Annotated in this window: 14 protein-coding genes; 9 read left to right on the top strand and 5 right to left on the bottom strand. The window is 71.5% G+C overall.

What is annotated here, in order from left to right; translation table 11 throughout:
• The gene (gene dxr, locus ABCS02_RS09120) at positions 1-1,113 is read left to right on the top strand and encodes a 1-deoxy-D-xylulose-5-phosphate reductoisomerase (RefSeq protein WP_345835322.1); all 1,113 of its coding nucleotides are present in this window, start codon (positions 1-3) and stop codon (positions 1,111-1,113) included.
• 6 nt (positions 1,114-1,119) lie between these two features.
• On the opposite strand, the gene murE is transcribed toward dxr, so the two are convergent.
• Positions 1,120-2,727 carry a UDP-N-acetylmuramyl-tripeptide synthetase gene (gene murE, locus ABCS02_RS09115; RefSeq protein WP_345835321.1) on the bottom strand — a complete coding sequence of 536 codons (1,608 nt, stop codon included), beginning with the start codon at positions 2,725-2,727 and terminating at the stop codon, positions 1,120-1,122.
• Positions 2,728-2,868: 141 nt separating this feature from the next.
• Here murE and ABCS02_RS09110 point away from each other — a divergent pair, with 141 nt between their 5' ends.
• Positions 2,869-4,161: a M50 family metallopeptidase gene (locus ABCS02_RS09110; protein ID WP_345835320.1), complete on the top strand. Its 1,293-nt coding sequence runs from the start codon at positions 2,869-2,871 to the stop codon at positions 4,159-4,161.
• A 180-nt stretch (positions 4,162-4,341) separates the two neighbouring features.
• Here the strand turns inward: ABCS02_RS09110 and ABCS02_RS09105 are convergent, their stop codons facing one another.
• Positions 4,342-6,255, bottom strand: a complete 1,914-nt coding sequence (locus tag ABCS02_RS09105) for a chorismate-binding protein (protein WP_345835319.1) — start codon at positions 6,253-6,255, stop codon at positions 4,342-4,344.
• Positions 6,256-6,519: 264 nt separating this feature from the next.
• Between ABCS02_RS09105 and ispG the strand changes: the two genes are divergently transcribed.
• On the top strand, positions 6,520-7,650 hold the full coding sequence (gene ispG, locus ABCS02_RS09100) for a flavodoxin-dependent (E)-4-hydroxy-3-methylbut-2-enyl-diphosphate synthase (RefSeq protein WP_345836315.1): 1,131 nt from the start codon (positions 6,520-6,522) through the stop codon (positions 7,648-7,650).
• Positions 7,651-7,674: 24 nt separating this feature from the next.
• Here the strand turns inward: ispG and ABCS02_RS09095 are convergent, their stop codons facing one another.
• From ABCS02_RS09095 to ABCS02_RS09085, 3 genes are all read right to left on the bottom strand, one after another.
• Positions 7,675-9,012: a DUF222 domain-containing protein gene (locus ABCS02_RS09095; protein WP_345835318.1), complete on the bottom strand. Its 1,338-nt coding sequence runs from the start codon at positions 9,010-9,012 to the stop codon at positions 7,675-7,677.
• A gap of 69 nt (positions 9,013-9,081) precedes the next feature.
• Positions 9,082-9,474 carry a type II toxin-antitoxin system VapC family toxin gene (locus ABCS02_RS09090; RefSeq protein ID WP_345835317.1) on the bottom strand — a complete coding sequence of 131 codons (393 nt, stop codon included), beginning with the start codon at positions 9,472-9,474 and terminating at the stop codon, positions 9,082-9,084.
• Positions 9,471-9,752, bottom strand: a complete 282-nt coding sequence (locus tag ABCS02_RS09085) for a type II toxin-antitoxin system Phd/YefM family antitoxin (RefSeq protein WP_345835316.1) — start codon at positions 9,750-9,752, stop codon at positions 9,471-9,473. The genes ABCS02_RS09090 and ABCS02_RS09085 overlap by 4 nt, the downstream gene beginning before the upstream one ends.
• A 62-nt stretch (positions 9,753-9,814) precedes the next feature.
• Here ABCS02_RS09085 and ABCS02_RS09080 point away from each other — a divergent pair, with 62 nt between their 5' ends.
• The 6 genes from ABCS02_RS09080 to rbfA all read left to right on the top strand — a co-directional run bounded on the left by ABCS02_RS09080 (position 9,815) and on the right by rbfA (position 17,122).
• Complete coding sequence (locus ABCS02_RS09080; RefSeq protein WP_345835315.1) at positions 9,815-11,611, top strand: proline--tRNA ligase; 1,797 nt, start codon at positions 9,815-9,817, stop codon at positions 11,609-11,611.
• Positions 11,612-11,650: 39 nt separating this feature from the next.
• On the top strand, positions 11,651-12,301 hold the full coding sequence (locus ABCS02_RS09075; RefSeq protein ID WP_345835314.1) for a DUF2461 domain-containing protein: 651 nt from the start codon (positions 11,651-11,653) through the stop codon (positions 12,299-12,301).
• A 228-nt stretch (positions 12,302-12,529) separates the two neighbouring features.
• Positions 12,530-13,519: a transcription termination factor NusA gene (gene nusA, locus ABCS02_RS09070; protein ID WP_345835313.1), complete on the top strand. Its 990-nt coding sequence runs from the start codon at positions 12,530-12,532 to the stop codon at positions 13,517-13,519.
• A gap of 26 nt (positions 13,520-13,545) precedes the next feature.
• Positions 13,546-13,818 (top strand): YlxR family protein, encoded by a 273-nt coding sequence (locus tag ABCS02_RS09065; RefSeq protein WP_345835312.1) that lies wholly within the window; start codon positions 13,546-13,548, stop codon positions 13,816-13,818.
• 57 nt (positions 13,819-13,875) lie between these two features.
• On the top strand, positions 13,876-16,680 hold the full coding sequence (gene infB, locus ABCS02_RS09060; RefSeq protein ID WP_345835311.1) for a translation initiation factor IF-2: 2,805 nt from the start codon (positions 13,876-13,878) through the stop codon (positions 16,678-16,680).
• Between the two features lie 10 nt (positions 16,681-16,690).
• Positions 16,691-17,122 carry a 30S ribosome-binding factor RbfA gene (gene rbfA / locus ABCS02_RS09055; protein ID WP_345835310.1) on the top strand — a complete coding sequence of 144 codons (432 nt, stop codon included), beginning with the start codon at positions 16,691-16,693 and terminating at the stop codon, positions 17,120-17,122.
• The last annotated feature ends 68 nt before the right edge of the window (positions 17,123-17,190 follow it).

Here is a 17,190-nt window from a genome sequence, read left to right as displayed (position 1 = left end):
ATGACGGATGCCTCGGCGAGTGCGGGCGCCCCGCGTCGGGTCCTGATCCTCGGATCGACGGGCTCGATCGGGACGCAGGCGCTCGACGTCGTCCGCGCTAACCCCGGGCGGTTCGAGGTCGTGGGGCTCGCCGCGGGTACGCGGCGGGCCGAGGCGCTCGCGCAGGCCGAGGAGTTCCAGGTCGGCCACGTCGCGTTCGGCGCGGCGGAGGCCGAGCAGCTCGTGCGTGACGTTCCGGCGGACGTCGTGCTGAACGGCATCACCGGCTCGGTGGGCCTCGGCCCGACCTTGGCCGCACTGGAGGTGGGCCGTACGCTCGCGCTCGCGAACAAGGAGTCGCTCATCGTCGGCGGCGACCTCGTCGCCGCGCGGGCCCGCCCGGGGCAGATCGTGCCGGTCGACTCCGAGCACTCCGCGATCGCGCAAGCGCTCCGCGCGGGCGCGTCGGATGAGGTGCGCCGGCTCGTGCTGACGGCATCAGGCGGTCCGTTCCGGGGCCGCTCCCGGGCCGACCTCGCCGGTGTGACGCCCGCCGAGGCGCTGGCGCACCCGACGTGGACGATGGGCCGGGTCGTCACGACCAACTCCGCGACGCTGGTGAACAAGGGTCTCGAGGTGATCGAGGCGCACCTGCTGTTCGGGCTGCCCTACGACCGGATCGACGTCGTGGTGCACCCGCAGTCGATCGTGCACTCGATGGTCGAGTTCGTCGACGGATCCACGATCGCGCAGGCGTCGCCGCCCGACATGCGCCTTCCGATCGCGCTCGGCCTCGACTGGCCGCACCGGGTCCCCGGTGCGGTGACGCCGCTCGACTGGCGCACCGCGACCGCGTGGACCTTCGAGCCCCTCGACGAGGGTGCGTTCCCCGCCGTTCGCCTCGCCAAGCGGGTGGGCGCCGCGGGTCGCACGTATCCTGCGGTCTTCAACGCGGCGAACGAGCAGGCGGTCGACGCCTTCCACGAGGGGCGCCTGAGCTTCCCGGGCATCCTGGCCACCGTCGAGCGTGTGGTCGACGCGCACGAGCCGCCCGCGTCGCTGACGCGTGAGTCGCTGGCGGCGGCGGAGTCCTGGGCGCGCGCCGCGGCCGATACCGCGATCGCCCGCGCCTGACCCGGGTCAGGCGTCGGGGTAGGGGACGGGCCAGGCGGGCGGGGGGACGGGCCAGCCGGCGTCGCGCAGCGCGCGCCGAGCGAGCTCGCGGGCCGAGTACGGGGTGCGCACGCCACGGATGTCGCGATAGTCCTGGTGGCCGGGTCCGGCCCACAGGATGGCATCGCCCTCGCCGACCATCCGCACGGCCTCGACGATCGCCCGCTCCGGCGGCGCGATCTCGTGGATGTCGCCATCGGGACGCGCCATCCGCGCTCCCTCCAGCAGCGTGGCGCGGATGGAGGCGGGATCCTCGAACCGCGGGTGGTGGTCGGTGATGACGAGGATGTCGCTGCCGAGCGCCGCCGCGCGCCCCATGTCGAGCCGTTTCGTCGCGTCGCGGTCGCCGTCGGCGCCGAAGAGCATCAGCACCTTCCCCGGAGTGACCCGGCGCACCGCCGTGAGCGTCTTCTCGAACGCGTCGGGCGAGTGGCCGAAGTCGACGTACACGGCGGGTCCGCGCGCGCCCGAGACGCGCTGCGTCCGGCCCGGCAGCTCCGCGCGGATCTGGCGGCCGTGGAGCGCGCGCACGAGATCGTCCCAGGCGATGCCGCTCTCGTGCAGCATGACGATCGCGAGCCCCGCGTTCGCGGCCATGTGGCGTCCGAGCGCGGGAACCGTCGTCGTGAGCGTGCGACCATCGGGTCCGGTGAGGGTGAAGTCCGTCCCGTCCTGGCGGGCGGCGCGGACGTCCACGGTCCAGTCCGCCGCGACCGGGCGCGCCGCGATCAGGGGCGTCACGATCGTGACGTGGGGCAGATCCGTGCGCGCGACGATCTCCTCGCCGGGCACGGAGTCGAGCGAGATCACCGCGCGACGCGCGTGCGCGGAGCTGAACAGCGGCAGCTTCGCCTCGAGGTACGCCTGCATGTCGGCGTAGTCGTCGAGGTGATCGTGCGTGAGGTTCGTGAAGCCGACCACGTCGAACACGACCCCGTCGACGCGGTGCCGGCTGAGGGCCTGGGCGCTCACCTCCACGGCCATGTCCTGGACGCCGCGCTCGCGCATGAGAGCGAGCAGGGCGTGGAACTCGGATGCCTCGGGCGTGGTGAGGCGCGAGACGACGGTCTCACCGGCGATGTGGCGCTCGGCGGTCGACGACAGGCCCGCGGTGCGACCCAGCTGCTCGACGATGCCGGCGATCAGGTGGGTGACCGTGGTCTTGCCGTTGGTCCCGGTGGTCCCGAGGAGGACGGGCAGGGCGTCGTCGGGGCTCGTGCCGTAGACCCAGGCCGAGAGCGCGCCGAGCTGGCCCCGCGGATCGTCCACGACGAGGACGGGGAGCCCGGAGGCCGCGGCCCGATCGGCGCCGGCGGCATCCGTCACGATCGCGGCGGCGCCTTCCGCGGCCGCGTGCTGTGCGAACTCCGCGCCGTGGCTGTGCTCGCCCTGGAGTGCGACGAAGACGTCGCCGGGCCGGAGATCCGCCGTGGCGAGCGTGATTCCGCCGACGATGCCGCCCTCGACGTTGCCGCGGACCTCCCGAGCGAAGCGCGCCGCCAGGGCGGACAGGGCGTGCGCAGGGGGCGCGTCCGGTCGCAGGACCGGCGGCAGATTCGGGATGACGTCCGGCATGGTGCCCTCATCCGACACCCGAGGTGTATGCGCGGGCTATGTCTTGCCCTTGCGAGAACGATGTGCATATTTCCCGCGCGCCGGCGCATCGGCATTGCTCCCGCACGGCTCGTTCAAAGGACCCCGGTCTACCGTGGACGTGTGACCGCCTTCGCCTTCGTCATCGGCGTCGTGGTGCTCGTGATTGGCCTCGCCGTGTCCATTGCGCTCCACGAGCTGGGGCACCTCGTGCCCGCGAAGCTCTTCGGTGTGCGCGTCGGCCAGTACATGATCGGCTTCGGCCCGACGCTGTGGTCGCGGCGGTTCGGCGAGACCGAGTACGGCGTCAAGGCGATCCCGCTCGGTGGCTACATTTCGATGGCCGGCATGTACCCGCCTTCGCCGAAGGAGCGTGAACGCGCCGCGCAGGCGGGCCGCACGGGTCGGGCCGGCGGCGGCTTCTTCGCGACCATGGTGCAGGACGCCCGCACGGCCAACGACGAGACGCTCGAGGGCGCGGACGACGCGCGCACCTTCTACCGCCTGCCGGTGTGGAAGCGCGTGGTCGTCATGCTCGGCGGTCCGTTCATGAACCTCGTCTTCGCGATCGTGCTGCTGACGATCCTGTTCAGTGGCATCGGCGTGCAGACGGCGACGGCGACCGTGAGCTCCGTGAGCGCGTGCGTGCCGTCGAGCACGAGCGCGACCACGTGCGCGGCGGGCGATCCGGCGGCGCCGGCGCAGACCGCGGGCATCCAGCCGGGCGATCGGATCGTCTCGATCGACGGACAGGCCGTGAGCACGTTCACCGACGTGTCCGCGATCATCCAGCGGTCCGCCGGCCAACAGCTCGCGCTCGTCGTCGAGCGGAACGGCGCGCAGCAGACGATCGTCGTGACCCCGGCCGCGCGCACGACGGGCGGCCAGCAGGTCGGGTTCCTCGGCGTCACGCCGACGTCGGCGTATGTGCCTCAGCCGATCTGGAGCGGCGCGGGAGCGGCGTTCCAGAACGTCGGGGCCGTGACCGGCGTCATCGTGCGGCTGCCCGGGCTGCTCTACGAGACCGCGACGTCGCTTTTTACCGGGGCCCCGCGCGACCCGAACGGTCCGCTCAGCCTCGTGGGGGCCGGCGCGATCGCCGGCGAGGTCGCGACCTCGGACGTGCCCGTGCTCAACCGGGTCGGCGGGATGCTGGGGCTCCTGGCGTCCCTCAACATCGCGCTCTTCGTCTTCAACCTCGTGCCGCTGCTGCCGCTCGACGGCGGCCACGTCGTGATCGCGCTCTGGGATGGGATCAAGCGCACCTGGGCGAAGATCTTCCGCCGGCCGCCGCCGAAGCCGATCGACGCGACGAAGCTGGTGCCCGTCACGTTCGTGGTGGTCGTGGTGCTGATCGCGATGGGTGCGCTGCTCGCGCTTGCCGACATCGTGAACCCGGTGAACGTCTTCGGCTGATCCCCCACCCCTCGCCCCCTCGCCCCGCTGCGCTCCGCCCCGCTGCGCTCGCGGGGTCATCCCTGCCCACCTCCCCGCGAGAACGCGCTTGTGTCACAGACACGCCGGAAGAACGTGACACGAGCGCGTTTTCGCGGAGAGGGTGCCGGGGAGTGGGTGCCCGAGGAGAGGGCGGCGGGGTCAGGAAAGGGCGGCGGCGACCAGGCGCTCGAGCGTCCGCATCCCGTCGCGGGAGAGGATCGACTCCAGGTGACCCTGCACGGACGCGAAGCGCGGGCCGCGCAGCGCGTACACGTCGCCGGATGCCGGATCCGCCGCAACCTCGGCGGGGCCGAGCCGCGTCGTCCCCGGCGCGACCCGCGCGGTGAACGTGTTGTAGAAGCCGATCGACGCGGGCTCCCCGAACACGTCGACCTCGAGCTGCAGCCCCTGGTGCGGACGGTCGAGCGACACGAGGTCCGCGCCGAGCCGGTCGCTGAGGATCTGATGGCTCAAGCACACCGCGAGCAGGGGCCGGTCCGACGCGACGCGGGCCGCCACGATCTCGCGCATGCGCACGATCCGCGCGTTGTCGGGATCCCGCGGATCCCCGGGGCCGGGCCCGGCCACGACGAGGTCGGTCGCCGCGAGCTGGGCGTCCGTCGCGGCGTCCCACGGCGCGATCGTCACGTCGAGTCCGAGGTGGCGGAGCTGGTGCGCGAGCATCGTCGTGAACCGGTCCTCCGCGTCCACGACCACGGCCGTGCGCCCGGCGAACGGACCGTCCGCGCCGTCGCTCTGTGGCTCGAGCCAGAAGCGGGCGAGGCGTGCGTTCCGGGACTCGAGCAGCGCCGCGATCCCGGCGTCGTCCGCGAGCCGCCGCCGGGGCGCGGTCGGCGCATCCGGGTCAGCGGCCGCGTCCGCGGCGGGGGCCGCCGACGCCTCGCGGGGGATCGCGCCGATCGCGCCCAGTACGCCGGCCGCCTTCCCGTGCGTCTCGCTCACCTCGCCGAACGGGTCGGAGTGCCGCACGAGCGTCGCCCCGACCGGGACCCGAAGCCGCCCGTCCGCGACGTACGCCGTGCGGATGAGGATGGGCGCATCGAGGTCATGCGTCGGCTCGTCGTCTGCGGCATCCGTCCGCGGGGTGAAGAGCGCGGCCACGCCGGAGTAGTAGCCGCGCGGTGTCGTCTCGTAGTGCGTGATGACCGTGCACGCGTTCTGCATCGGGGATCCGGTGACGGTCGGCGCGAACATCGTCTCCCGCAGGATGTCGCGGGGATCGAGTCGGCTGTGGCCCTGCAGCACGTACTCGGTGTGCGTGAGCCGCGACATCTCCTTCAGGTGTGGGCCCGTGATGCGGCCGCCGTCCGAGCAGACGGCGCTCATCATCTTGAGCTCCTCGTCGACGACCATGAACAGTTCCTCGGTCTCCTTCGTCGACTCGAGGAACTCGGACAGCGAGGCGACCGTGGGTCCGCCCGCGGGATGCCGGAACGTGCCGGAGATCGGGTTCATGGTCACGATGCCGTCGCGCGCGACGACGTGCGCCTCCGGGCTCGCGCCCACCGCGACGTGGCCCGGTGTGGAGACGAGGAACGTCCAGTACGCGCCCTTCTCGTGCTCGAGCAGCGCCCGGAACCACGTGAGCGCCGCGGTCACGGCATCCGCGTCCACGCCGGCGGTGAAGTCGCGGCGGATGACGAAGTTCGCGCCCTCGCCGCGGCCGATCTCGTCGGCGATCACGCGGCGGACGATGTCGGCGTACGCGTCGTCGTCGATGTCGAAGCCGGCGTCCTGCAGGGGCACCCGGTCGGTCGGCAGCGCCGCGAGCACCTCGTCGCGGGGAAGGACGACGTGCTGATCGACGAGGAGGCAGCGCAGGGGCGCACCGTCGTCGTGGGCCGCGAAGCCTCGCTCGCGCACCTGGCGGAACGGCACGAGCGCGAGCACCTCGCGCGGGGACCCCGCGCCGTCGGCGAGCGGGATGTCGGCGAGGAGGTCGACGTCGACGACTGTGCCGGTCAGGAGCTCGACCGTGTCCGCGTCGCGCGCGATGAGGGCGAACGGCGCGTCGCCGGCGCGGACCGCGTCCAGCGGGGAGGGGATGCTCATGGGTGGATCCTTCGTCGGAGGGTGGCCCCTTCACGAAGAAGACCGCCCGTGTGGGGGACAGGCGGTCGGAGTCGCGCGCGCACGCCGCCTAGGAGGCGGGCCACCAGGTGCGCGTCGCGTGCATGCGCCGAAACTACCACACGCGCTCCGGGCCGCCCGCTGCGATGCGGGGCACGAGATGACCGCCTCCCGTGGCGGGCACCGTTGGCGCTCGCCCAGGGTGGGGGCCGTAGGCTGGGAGTCGTGCCCGCCGTGAATCTCGGGATGCCCCGCGTCCCCGAAACGCTCGCCCCTCGGCGCAAGAGCCGGCAGATCCGGGTCGGCAGCGTGCTCGTCGGAGGCGACGCGCCGATCAGCGTCCAGTCGATGACGACGACCAAGACGACCGACATCAACGCGACCCTGCAGCAGATCGCCGAGCTGACGGCATCCGGCTGCGAGATCGTGCGCGTCGCGGTGCCGAGCCAGGATGACGCGGACGTCCTCCACATCATCGCGAAGAAGAGCCAGATCCCGGTCATCGCGGACATCCACTTCCAGCCGAAGTACGTCTTCCAGGCGATCGACGCCGGCTGCGCGGCCGTCCGCGTCAACCCCGGCAACATCCGCGAGTTCGACGACAAGGTCGGCGAGATCGCGCGGGCCGCGAAGGATGCCGGCGTCTCGCTGCGCATCGGCGTCAACGCCGGCTCGCTCGACAAGCGGCTGCTGGAGAAGTACGGCCGGGCGACGCCGGAGGCGCTCGCGGAGAGCGCGCGCTGGGAGGCGTCGCTGTTCGAGGAGCACGACTTCCACGACTTCAAGATCTCCGTCAAGCACAACGACCCCGTCGTCATGGTGCAGGCGTACCGGCTGCTCGCGGCGATGGGCGACTGGCCCCTGCATCTCGGCGTGACCGAGGCGGGCCCGGCATTCCAGGGCACGATCAAGAGCGCGACCGCGTTCGGCATCCTGCTCGCGGAGGGGATCGGCGACACGATCCGGGTCTCGCTCTCCGCCCCGCCGGCGGAGGAGGTCAAGGTCGGGCACCAGATCCTCCAGTCGCTGAACCTGCGGGAGCGGAAGCTCGAGATCGTCTCGTGCCCGTCGTGCGGCCGGGCGCAGGTCGACGTGTACTCGCTCGCCGACAGCGTGACCGAGGGCCTCAAGGACATGACCGTTCCGCTGCGGGTCGCGGTGATGGGATGCGTCGTGAACGGGCCGGGCGAGGCGCGCGAGGCCGACCTGGGCGTGGCCTCCGGCAACGGCAAGGGCCAGATCTTCGTGAAGGGCGAGGTCGTCAAGACCGTGCCCGAGGCCGACATCGTGCAGACCCTCATCGAGGAGGCCAACCGGATCGCCGCCGAGCTCGGCCCCGACGCCCCCCTCGGGGCGGCCCAGGTCGTCACCGCGTAGCTCGTCATCGCGCTGGTCGGGCCGTCAGGCGGCGAGGTCGTAGCGGGTTCTGCCGCCGAGGCGCGGGGTGCGGGCCGGGTCGAGCCACGGCGGCGGGATGAACCAGACACGGGCGCCGCTGCCCGTGCCGTCGATGCGGATGTCCCATCCGTCGTTGTGGATGCGGTGGTGGCAGGCGACGCAGAGGAGGATGCCGTTGCCGAGATCGGTGCGGCCCGCGTCTCGGGCCCACCATCTCAGGTGATGGACGACCGTCATGTGGGGTGGGGCACCGCAGAAGGCGCAGCCGCCGTCGCGTTCGACGAGCGCGAGCTTCTGGGCCGGGGTGAACAGGCGCTTGGCCCTGCCCCAGTCGAGGATCTCGCTCTCCCCGCCGAGAACGCAGGGGATGATCTGGGCGTCGGCGGCCATACGCCGCACCACCGCGGCGGAGACCGGCTGAGCGATCCCGTCGATCTCGCCCGCACCGGTGCCGGCTTCGAGGTCGCTGAGGCTCATCCGCACGACGACGGTGGTCGACGGTCCCGTGGGCACCTCCGCGCAGCCGAGGGCGTGGCGGCAGAGGTCGGCGAGCGCGTCGGCCTGCATCTGTCGCACGGACCGGGTGTCCTCCGCGACCGGACCGGCGGTGTCGTCACGGCGCCGGATCATGCCCGTCACGAGGCCTTCGATGGCCGCCTTGATAGGGGCGCCGTTCTCGGGATCGAACGCGCCGGTGACGAGGATCGCGCCGCCGCGGTCTTCCCGCACGGTGAGGAAGCGGTCAGCGTGCAGCTGCTCCTCTCTCGGCGCGAGCCCGTCGGGGTCGAGGTGGGCCTCGGCCCGAGCGATGAGTTTGTGCAGCTGGTCGAGAGTCAGCCCGGGTGCGGCAGCAGCGAGCGTCTTCTCCATTCGGTCGGCGGCGGCGCGATCGGCACGGATGGCGACGCGGTCGAGCATCGAGATGATCGCGGATGCCGCCGGCATCCCGATCTCACCGGCGGACAGCGCAGCCGCCACGTGCGGGTGCTTGGCCGGCGCGCTCTGGCCGGTCAGGGTGGTGCGCGGGGCGGTGGCCTCGCCGACGGTCACCATTCGGACCGCGTCGCCCACGGTTGCGCCAGTGGTCGCCGAGATCAGCATCGCCGGCGAGCGGAAACCCTGCTTCCTCGCGAGCGAGTCCTTCCCCAGCTCGGTTCGGGACTGTCGGGTGATCTCGGTCGCGACCGGCAGGTACGCGGCATCCACCCGCCTGCGGAGTGCCCCGAACGCCTCGTTCACCGCCATCAGCTCGCCCGGACCCAGCGCCTCCGGCGCGCGCCCACCGCCGGCCGCCCGCACGGCGTCGACCGCGGCGGCGAGGGATGCGAGCAGTTCGTCCATATCACCGACACTATGCCGGGCTTCCGACATTCCAGAGGGGTTGTTATGTACCATCCGTCCGACGCGGAGTCAGGTGGAGATCACCTCGACGTCGTACGCCGCGATCCACGGATCGCTCGTCAGGACGGGGACGTCGAGCTTGCGCGCCTGCGCCACGATGATCCGGTCGAACGGATCGCCGTGGTGGCGGGGCAGGGCGGCGGCCGCGCAGGTGTCCTCGAGGTCGACGTCCACCAGCGTCACGTCCGTGACCGCAAGGTTTGCGGCGAAATCGCGCGGCGTCCGGAGCGGAAGGTTCATGCGTCCGTTGTGGGCCTTGATCGCGAGCTCCCAGACGCTCACCGTGGAGAGGAACAGCGCCTGGTTCGGATCCTCCACAATGTCGCGCATCCGTCCCCGGAGCCGTCGGCTGTCCTCCAGCATCCACACCCAGACATGGGTGTCGAGGAGGATGCCGCTCATTGCTGCGCCTCCGGCGGGAAGAGCTCGCTGTTCTCGAACGCGTCGACGATGTCCTCATCGATGTCGTTGAAGTCGTCGGACATCCAGATCTGGCCCTTGAGCGTGCCGAGCCGCCGGCGCCGCGGCTCCTCGACGATCGGCACGACGCGCGCGACCGGGTGGGTGCCGCGAAGGATCCGCACCTCTTCACCGTTCTCGACCATCCGCAGGATGCGGGACAGGTGCGTCTTCGCCTCGTGAACGGTGAAGGCCGCCGACTCCGATGTGGTCTTAGTCATATGACTTAGTCTAGTTCGACGGTGCGGAGCCGACGGGGCTCCGCTCCGTAGACTGGGGGACCGTGGTCACCCGTCTCTCGCACTTCTTCCTCCGCACGCTCCGTGAAGATCCCGCTGACGCCGAGGTCGCGAGCCATCGGCTGCTGGTCCGGGCCGGGTACATCCGCCGGCAGGCGCCGGGGATCTTCGCGTGGCTCCCGCTGGGCCTCCGGGTCAAGGGACGGATCGAGACGATCATCCGCGAGGAGATGACCGCGGCGGGGGCGTACGAGGTGCACTTCCCCGCGCTGCTGCCGCGCGAGCCGTACGAGGCGACCGGACGGTGGGAGGAGTACGGCGACGTCATGTTCCGGCTCCAGGACCGCAAGGGCGCCGACTACCTCCTCGCTCCGACGCACGAGGAGGTCTTCACCCTGCTGGTGAAGGACCTCTACTCCTCGTACAAGGACCTGCCCCTGACGATCTACCAGATCCAGGACAAGTACCGCGACGAGGCGCGACCTCGCGCCGGACTCCTGCGCGGGCGCGAGTTCACGATGAAGGACGCCTACTCCTTCGACTACACGGACGCCGGGCTCGAGGCTTCTTACCTCGCCCAGCGCGACGCGTACGAGCGCATCTTCCAGCGCCTCGGCCTGGAATACGTCATCGTGCAGGCGGACGCCGGGGCGATGGGCGGCTCGCGGTCGGAGGAGTTCCTCCACCCGACGCCGATCGGCGAGGACACGTTCGTCCGCTCCGCCGGAGGCTATGCCGCCAATGTCGAGGCGTACGAGACGACGGCGCCCGCCCCGATCCCGGTCGAGGGCCTCCCGGAACCGGTGGTCTTCGCGACCCCCGGCGCGACGACGATCGAGTCGGTCGTGGAGCAGACGCGCGAGGCGCTCGCGGCCCCCGCGCCGGGTATCGCGGGGCCCGCGACGGCGGATGCCACGGAGTGGACCGCCGCGCACACGCTAAAGAACGTGGTCCTGGGCCTCACGCACCTCGACGGCACGCGCGAGCTCGTCGTCGTCGGCCTCCCGGGCGATCGCGACGTCGACGAGAAGCGCGCCGAGGTCCTCTTCGCGCCGGCCGCGGTGGGCCCGGCGACCGACGCCGACTTCGAGGCGAACCCCCTGCTGGTGCGCGGATTCCTCGGCCCCTGGTCGCCGACCGGCGCGGTCCTCGGGGAGGAGTCGGCCAGCGGCATCCGCTATCTCCTCGACCCGCGCGTGGTCACCGGCACGAGCTGGATCACGGGCGCCAACGTCCAGGGTGCGCACGTGCACTCGCTCGTCGCCGGTCGCGACTTCGGGGCCGACGGCGTCGCCGACGTCGCGAGCGTCCGCGAGGGGGATGCCGCACCCGACGGATCGGGTCCGGTCCACCTCGCGCGCGGTATGGAGATCGGCCACGTCTTCCAGCTCGGCCGCAAGTACGCGCAGGCGCTGGGTCTCTCGGTCCTGGACGAGAACGGCAAGCTCACCACGGTCACGATGGGCTCGTACGGAATCGGCGTCACTCGCATCCTCGCGATCATCGCGGAGCTGAACAACGACGAGAAGGGCCTCGTCTGGCCCGATTCGGTCGCGCCCTTCGACGTGCACGTCATCGCGACGGGGAAGGATGCGGTGGCGTTCGAGCTGGCGGCGGAGCTGTCTGCCGGCCTCGAGTCGGCCGGCCTCGACGTCCTCTACGACGATCGCCCGAAGGTGTCGCCCGGCGTCAAGTTCTCGGACGCCGAGCTGATCGGCGTCCCGCGCATCGTGATCGTCGGGCGCGGCGCCGCCGACGGCGAGGTCGAGCTGTGGGATCGCCGGTCGGGCGATCGCGAGGTCGTCCCCGCCGCGGAGGCCGTTGCCCGCGTGCGCGGCTGAGGCTCCCGCGGTGTCTGCGGGGCGCGCTAGCATCCGGGCATGACCTTCGACGGGCTGGATCCGGACGCCGTCTCGTTCTATGCCGAGCTCCGGATGAACAATACGAAGGAGTGGTGGGCGGCGAACGCGCGTCGGTACCAGGAGCGCGTGCGAGGCCCGTTCGAGGCGCTCGCCGAGGAGCTCGCGCCCGAGTTCGGGGACACGAAGATCTTCCGCCCCTACCGAGATGTGCGCTTCAGCGCGGACAAGTCCCCGTACAAGCTAGAGATCGGGATGGTCACGCGCGCCCCCGTCGCGCACTACCTCCAGCTGTCGGAGGAGGGGATGCTTCTGGGTGGCGGGGTGTACGCGGTCCCGCCCGCCGGGCTCGCGCGGTTCCGCGAGATCGTCGACGACTCGCGGCTCGTGGGTGATCTGGAGGCGACGCTGGACGAGGTCCGCGCGGCCGGCTTCGCGCTCCTGGCCGACGACGCCCTGCGGTCGGCGCCGCGCGGGTTCTCCGTCGACCACCCGCGGATCGAGCTGCTGCGCCTGCGGCGGCTCGCGGTCGGCCGGCGCGAACCCCCCGCGCCCTGGATGTGGACGCCGGAGGCGTTCGACGAGATCTCCGCCGGATGGCGGACCGTCTCGCTCTGGTGCGACTGGCTGCGGGAGAACCTCGAGGACGCGGTCGGCCCCGGCATCGCCTGACCGTCGTGCCGTCCCGCCTCGCCTCGCCGAGATCAGGTGATCTCGCTTACTCAGGACGTTTTGGCGCGAAAATCTCCTGAACTCGCGAGATCGCCTGATCTCGCTCTCTGGGTCGAGCCCCGCCGCGCGGCTATCCCCGCCCTGCCCGCGTTCGGGGGAGTCCGGTAACGTGTTCGGATGCGAGCGCGCGGTGGGCGCCCACGCGAGAGCTGAATAGGGAGGTGCGTCATGGACGTCGATCTGGCGCTCCTACGTACGATCGAGCGCGAACGGGAGATCCCGTTCGACGAACTCGTGCAGATCATCGAGCAGGCAATCCTGACCGCGTACGCAAAGAACGCATCGCCGACGGGCGAGCTGCCGGAGGGCGCGCGAGCGCACCTCGACCGCGCGACCGGACACGTGTCGATCTTCGTGCCGTTGACCGATGACGAGGGCGCGGTGATCGGCGAGGAGGAGAGCACTCCCGACGACTTCGGCCGCATCGCCGCATTCGCGGCGAAGCAGGTCATCAGCCAGCGCCTCCGCGACATCGCCGACGACGCGGTGCTCGGCGAGTTCAAGGGCCGCGAGGGTGACATCGTCGCCGGCGTGGTCCAGCAGGGCCCGAATCCGCGGATGGTGCACGTCGACCTCGGCTCCGTCGAGGCGATCCTGCCCCCCGAGGAGCAGGTGCCGGGGGAGGAGTACCGGCACGGGTCCCGCATCCGCGTGTACGTGACGTCGGTCGCGAAGGGCGCGAAGGGTCCGTCGATCACGGTGTCCCGCACGCATCCCGGCTTGGTCCGGAAGCTGTTCGCGCTCGAGGTCCCGGAGATCGCGAACGGCCTCGTCGAGATCGTCGCGCTCGCCCGTGAGGCGGGGCATCGCACGAAGATGGCCGTCCGTGCCACCGACTCGTCCATCAACGCGAAGGGCGCCTGCATCGGCGAGCTCGGCCGCCGCGTCCGTTCCGTGACCGAGGAGCTCGGCGGAGAGAAGATCGACATCGTCGACTACGACCCCGAACTCGCCCGCTTCGTGGCGAACGCGCTGTCGCCCGCGAAGGTGACCTCGAGCTTCATCCTGGATGCCACGACGAAGGCGGTGCGGGCGCTCGTCCCCGACTACCAGCTCTCGCTCGCGATCGGCAAGGAGGGGCAGAACGCCCGCCTGGCCGCGAAGCTCACGGGCGCGAAGATCGACATCCAGCCGGACAGCGTCCTCGAAGAGGGCTGAGGGGGCGTCCCCCCGCCGCGTGTAGAATGGAACCCGTACGAACGTGCGTCGGTTGTCGCACGCGTGCGCCCCGATCGGCCCTCCTGAGGGTCGTCGCCGTCGATTCGGCGGTCGTCCCCGACGATCGCGCGTCGATGCCGGGCCGCGGCGCGTGGGTGCATCCCGAACGAGAGTGCGTGGATGCCGCCATCCGGCGTCGCGCGTTCGTGCGGGCTCTGCGCGTGTCAGGTCCGCTTGACACGACAGCACTAGAGAAAAGGCTGAACGGCTATGGACACGAAGTGAACGACTCGAAATGAGACTCGTCCACCTCTAGTGGTCCGTCCTGTCTGGGCGGGCCCTCAGACAGGAGAACTGTGGCAAAACCACGCGTACACGAGATCGCCTCCGAGCTCGGCGTCGACAGCAAGGTCGCGCTCGCGAAGCTCAAGGAGCTCGGCGAGTTCGTGAAGAGCCCGTCGTCGACGATCGAACCCCCGGTCGCGCGCAAGCTGCGCGCTGCGCTCGAGGCCGACGGCGGAGCGGCACCGGCCGCGAAGCCGAGCACGCCCGCCCCGCGCCCCGCGCCCGGTCCGCGGCCGACGGCGAAGCCGTCCGCCCCGGCGCCGGCCCCCGCGGCACCCGCGTCCCCGGCTCCGGCGGCGCCCGCGTCGTCGACCCCCGCGCCCGCTCGCGACCAGGCGGCGCCCGCGCCCCGGCCGCAGTCCGCGGCCCCGAACCCCGGCTCCGCGCGTCCCCAGGCTCAGGCTCCCGCCCCGGCCCCGGCGCCGGCACCGGCGGAGAAGCCCGCTCCGGGCGGCTCCGCGCCCACGCCCGGCGGCGCTCCGCGCCCCGGCCCGCGTCCGGGCAACAACCCGTTCGCCTCGGCGCAGGGCATGGGCCAGCGTCCCGCGGGCCCGCGTCCGGGCAACAACCCGTTCGCGTCCGCGCAGGGCATGGGCCAGCGCCCGACGCCCGGCAACATCCCGCGTCCCCAGGCTCCGCGTCCCGGTGCCCCGCGGCCCGGTGCTCCGCGTCCCGGTGGCGCGGGTCGCCCGGGTGGCGGCGGTCGTCCCGGCGCTCCGTTCCAGCAGCGTCCCGGCGGCCCCGGTCGTCCCGGTGGCGCCGGCGGTGGCGGCTTCCGTCCCGGCGGTGCCGGCGGCGGTGCTCCGGCCGGTGGCTTCGCGGGTCGTCCCGGTGGGGGCGGCGGTCGTGGCCGCGGTCCCGGCGGTGGCACGGCCGGCGCGTTCGGCAAGGGCGGCGGCAAGTCCAAGCAGCGCAAGTCGCGCAGGGCGAAGCGGCAAGAGTTCGAGATGCGGTCGGCGCCGGTCGTCGGCGGCGTCAACGTCCAGAAGGGCAACGGCGAGATCATCCGCCTGCGCCGCGGCGCCTCGATCGCCGACTTCGCGGACAAGCTGGAGGCGCTGCGCGGCTACACCGTGCAGCCCGGCACGCTCGTGACGATCCTCTTCAACCTCGGTGAGATGGCGACGGCGACGGAGTCGCTCGACGAGGCCACGTTCGAGGTGCTCGGCGAGGAGCTCGGCTACAAGATCCAGATGGTCTCGCCCGAGGACGAGGACAAGGAGCTCCTCGAGGGCTTCGGTCTCGACCTCGAGCAGGAGCTGGAGGACGAGGACGAGGAAGACCTCGAGATCCGTCCGCCGGTGGTGACCGTCATGGGTCACGTCGACCACGGTAAGACGCGACTGCTCGACGCGATCCGCCAGACGAACGTCGTGGCGGGCGAGGCGGGCGGCATCACGCAGCACATCGGTGCGTACCAGGTCTGGACCGAGCACGACGGCATCGAGCGCGCGATCACCTTCATCGACACCCCGGGTCACGAGGCGTTCACCGCCATGCGTGCCCGTGGTGCGCAGGTGACCGACATCGCGATCCTCGTGGTCGCGGCCGACGACGGCATCATGCCGCAGACGGTCGAGGCCCTGAACCATGCGCAGGCGGCGAACGTGCCGATCGTCGTGGCGGTCAACAAGATCGACAAGCCGGACGCGAACCCGGCCAAGGTGCGCCAGCAGCTCACCGAGTACGGGCTCGTGGCGGAGGAGTACGGCGGCGAGGTCATGTTCGTCGACGTCTCGGCGCGCGAGAACATCGGCATCCAGGACCTTCTGGACGCGGTGCTGCTCACGGCGGATGCCGGTCTCGACCTGCGGGCGAACCCGAACAAGGACGCGCGCGGTGTCGCGATCGAGGCCAAGCTCGACAAGGGCCGCGGTTCGGTCGCGACGGTCCTCATCCAGTCCGGCACGCTCCGCGTCGGCGACGCGATCGTCGCGGGCACGGCTTACGGCCGCGTCCGGGCGATGATCGACGAGAACGGCGATGCGGTCGACGAGGCCGCCCCGTCGCGTCCGGTCCAGGTGCAGGGTCTCAACTCGGTCCCGCGCGCGGGCGACACCTTCATCGTCACCGAGGAGGACCGCACCGCGCGTCAGATCGCCGAGAAGCGTGAGGCCGCGGAGCGCAACGCCGCTCTGGCCAAGGCGCGCAAGCGCATCTCGCTCGAGGACTTCACCCGCGCTCTCGAAGAGGGCAAGGTCGAGTCGCTCAACCTCATCATCAAGGGCGACGTGTCCGGTGCCGTCGAGGCGCTGGAGGAGTCGCTCCTCAAGATCGAGGTCGACGACAGTGTCCAGCTGCGGATCATCCACCGCGGCGTCGGTGCGATCACGGAGTCCGACGTGAACCTCGCGACGATCGACAACGCGATCATCATCGGGTTCAACGTCCGCCCCGACACCAAGGCGCGCGAGCGTGCTGCGCGAGAGGGTGTGGACACGCGGTTCTACTCGGTCATCTACAACGCGATCGACGACGTCGAGCAGTCGCTCAAGGGCCTGCTCAAGCCGGAGTTCGAAGAGGTGCAGTCGGGTATCGCCGAGATCCGCGAGATCTTCCGCTCGTCGAAGTTCGGCAACATCGCCGGTGTCATCGTCCGGTCCGGCACGATCACGCGCAACGCGAAGGCGCGCGTCATCCGTGACGGCGTCGTACTGGCCGATGGTCTCGCGATCGAGTCGCTGCGTCGCTTCAAGGACGACGTCACTGAGGTCCGCACGGACTTCGAGTGCGGTATCGGCCTGGGCAAGTTCAACGACATCCAGATCGGCGACGAGATCGAGACGATCGAGATGGTCGAGAAGCCGCGCGGCTGAGGAGTGAACCATGTCCAGTGAACGGCAGGCGCGTCTCGCGGATCGCATCCGCGTGCTCATCGCCGAGCGGCTCGAGAAGGGGCTGCGCGACCCGCGGCTCGGTTTCGTGACGATCACGGACGTGCGCGTGACGGGCGACCTGCAGCACGCGTCGGTGTTCTACACCGTGCTCGGGACCGATCAGGAGCGGGCCGACTCCGCGGAGGCGCTGGCCGCCGCGACTGGGATGCTCCGCAGCGAGGTGGGCCGCCAGCTCGGGGTCCGCATGACCCCGTCGCTCGAGTTCATCCCGGACGCGATCCCGGAGAACGCGGACCACATCGCTTCGTTGCTGCGCGAGGCGCGGGAGCGGGACGAGGCGGTCGCGACCCTCGCGGCCGGCGCCACGCACGCCGGCGAGGCCGATCCCTACGTGAAGCCGCGCGAGCCCGAGGCCGACTGAGCCCTTCCGGTGTCGCGAAGCCCACGGTGGGACGAAGGGGCACCCTGGCGGAGCCAACCCCGGAGCGC

Source organism: Microbacterium sp. X-17, from assembly GCF_039615055.1.
The sequence above is the reverse complement of the archived record's forward strand: the minus strand, read 5'-3'. Positions and strand labels throughout refer to the sequence as shown.

Excerpts from the sequence above, each read along its gene's own strand:
- rbfA (WP_345835310.1), top strand. The coding sequence starts at position 16,691 with ATGTCCAGTGAACGGCAGGCGCGTCTCGCGGATCGCATCCGCGTGCTC.
- dxr (WP_345835322.1), top strand. The coding sequence starts at position 1 with ATGACGGATGCCTCGGCGAGTGCGGGCGCCCCGCGTCGGGTCCTGATC.
- ABCS02_RS09065 (WP_345835312.1), top strand. The coding sequence starts at position 13,546 with ATGGAACCCGTACGAACGTGCGTCGGTTGTCGCACGCGTGCGCCCCGA.
- nusA (WP_345835313.1), top strand. The coding sequence starts at position 12,530 with ATGGACGTCGATCTGGCGCTCCTACGTACGATCGAGCGCGAACGGGAG.
- ispG (WP_345836315.1), top strand. The coding sequence starts at position 6,520 with ATGCCCCGCGTCCCCGAAACGCTCGCCCCTCGGCGCAAGAGCCGGCAG.
- ABCS02_RS09105 (WP_345835319.1), bottom strand. The coding sequence starts at position 6,255 with ATGAGCATCCCCTCCCCGCTGGACGCGGTCCGCGCCGGCGACGCGCCG.
- ABCS02_RS09075 (WP_345835314.1), top strand. The coding sequence starts at position 11,651 with ATGACCTTCGACGGGCTGGATCCGGACGCCGTCTCGTTCTATGCCGAG.
- ABCS02_RS09090 (WP_345835317.1), bottom strand. The coding sequence starts at position 9,474 with ATGAGCGGCATCCTCCTCGACACCCATGTCTGGGTGTGGATGCTGGAG.
- ABCS02_RS09085 (WP_345835316.1), bottom strand. The coding sequence starts at position 9,752 with ATGACTAAGACCACATCGGAGTCGGCGGCCTTCACCGTTCACGAGGCG.
- ABCS02_RS09095 (WP_345835318.1), bottom strand. The coding sequence starts at position 9,012 with ATGGACGAACTGCTCGCATCCCTCGCCGCCGCGGTCGACGCCGTGCGG.
- murE (WP_345835321.1), bottom strand. The coding sequence starts at position 2,727 with ATGCCGGACGTCATCCCGAATCTGCCGCCGGTCCTGCGACCGGACGCG.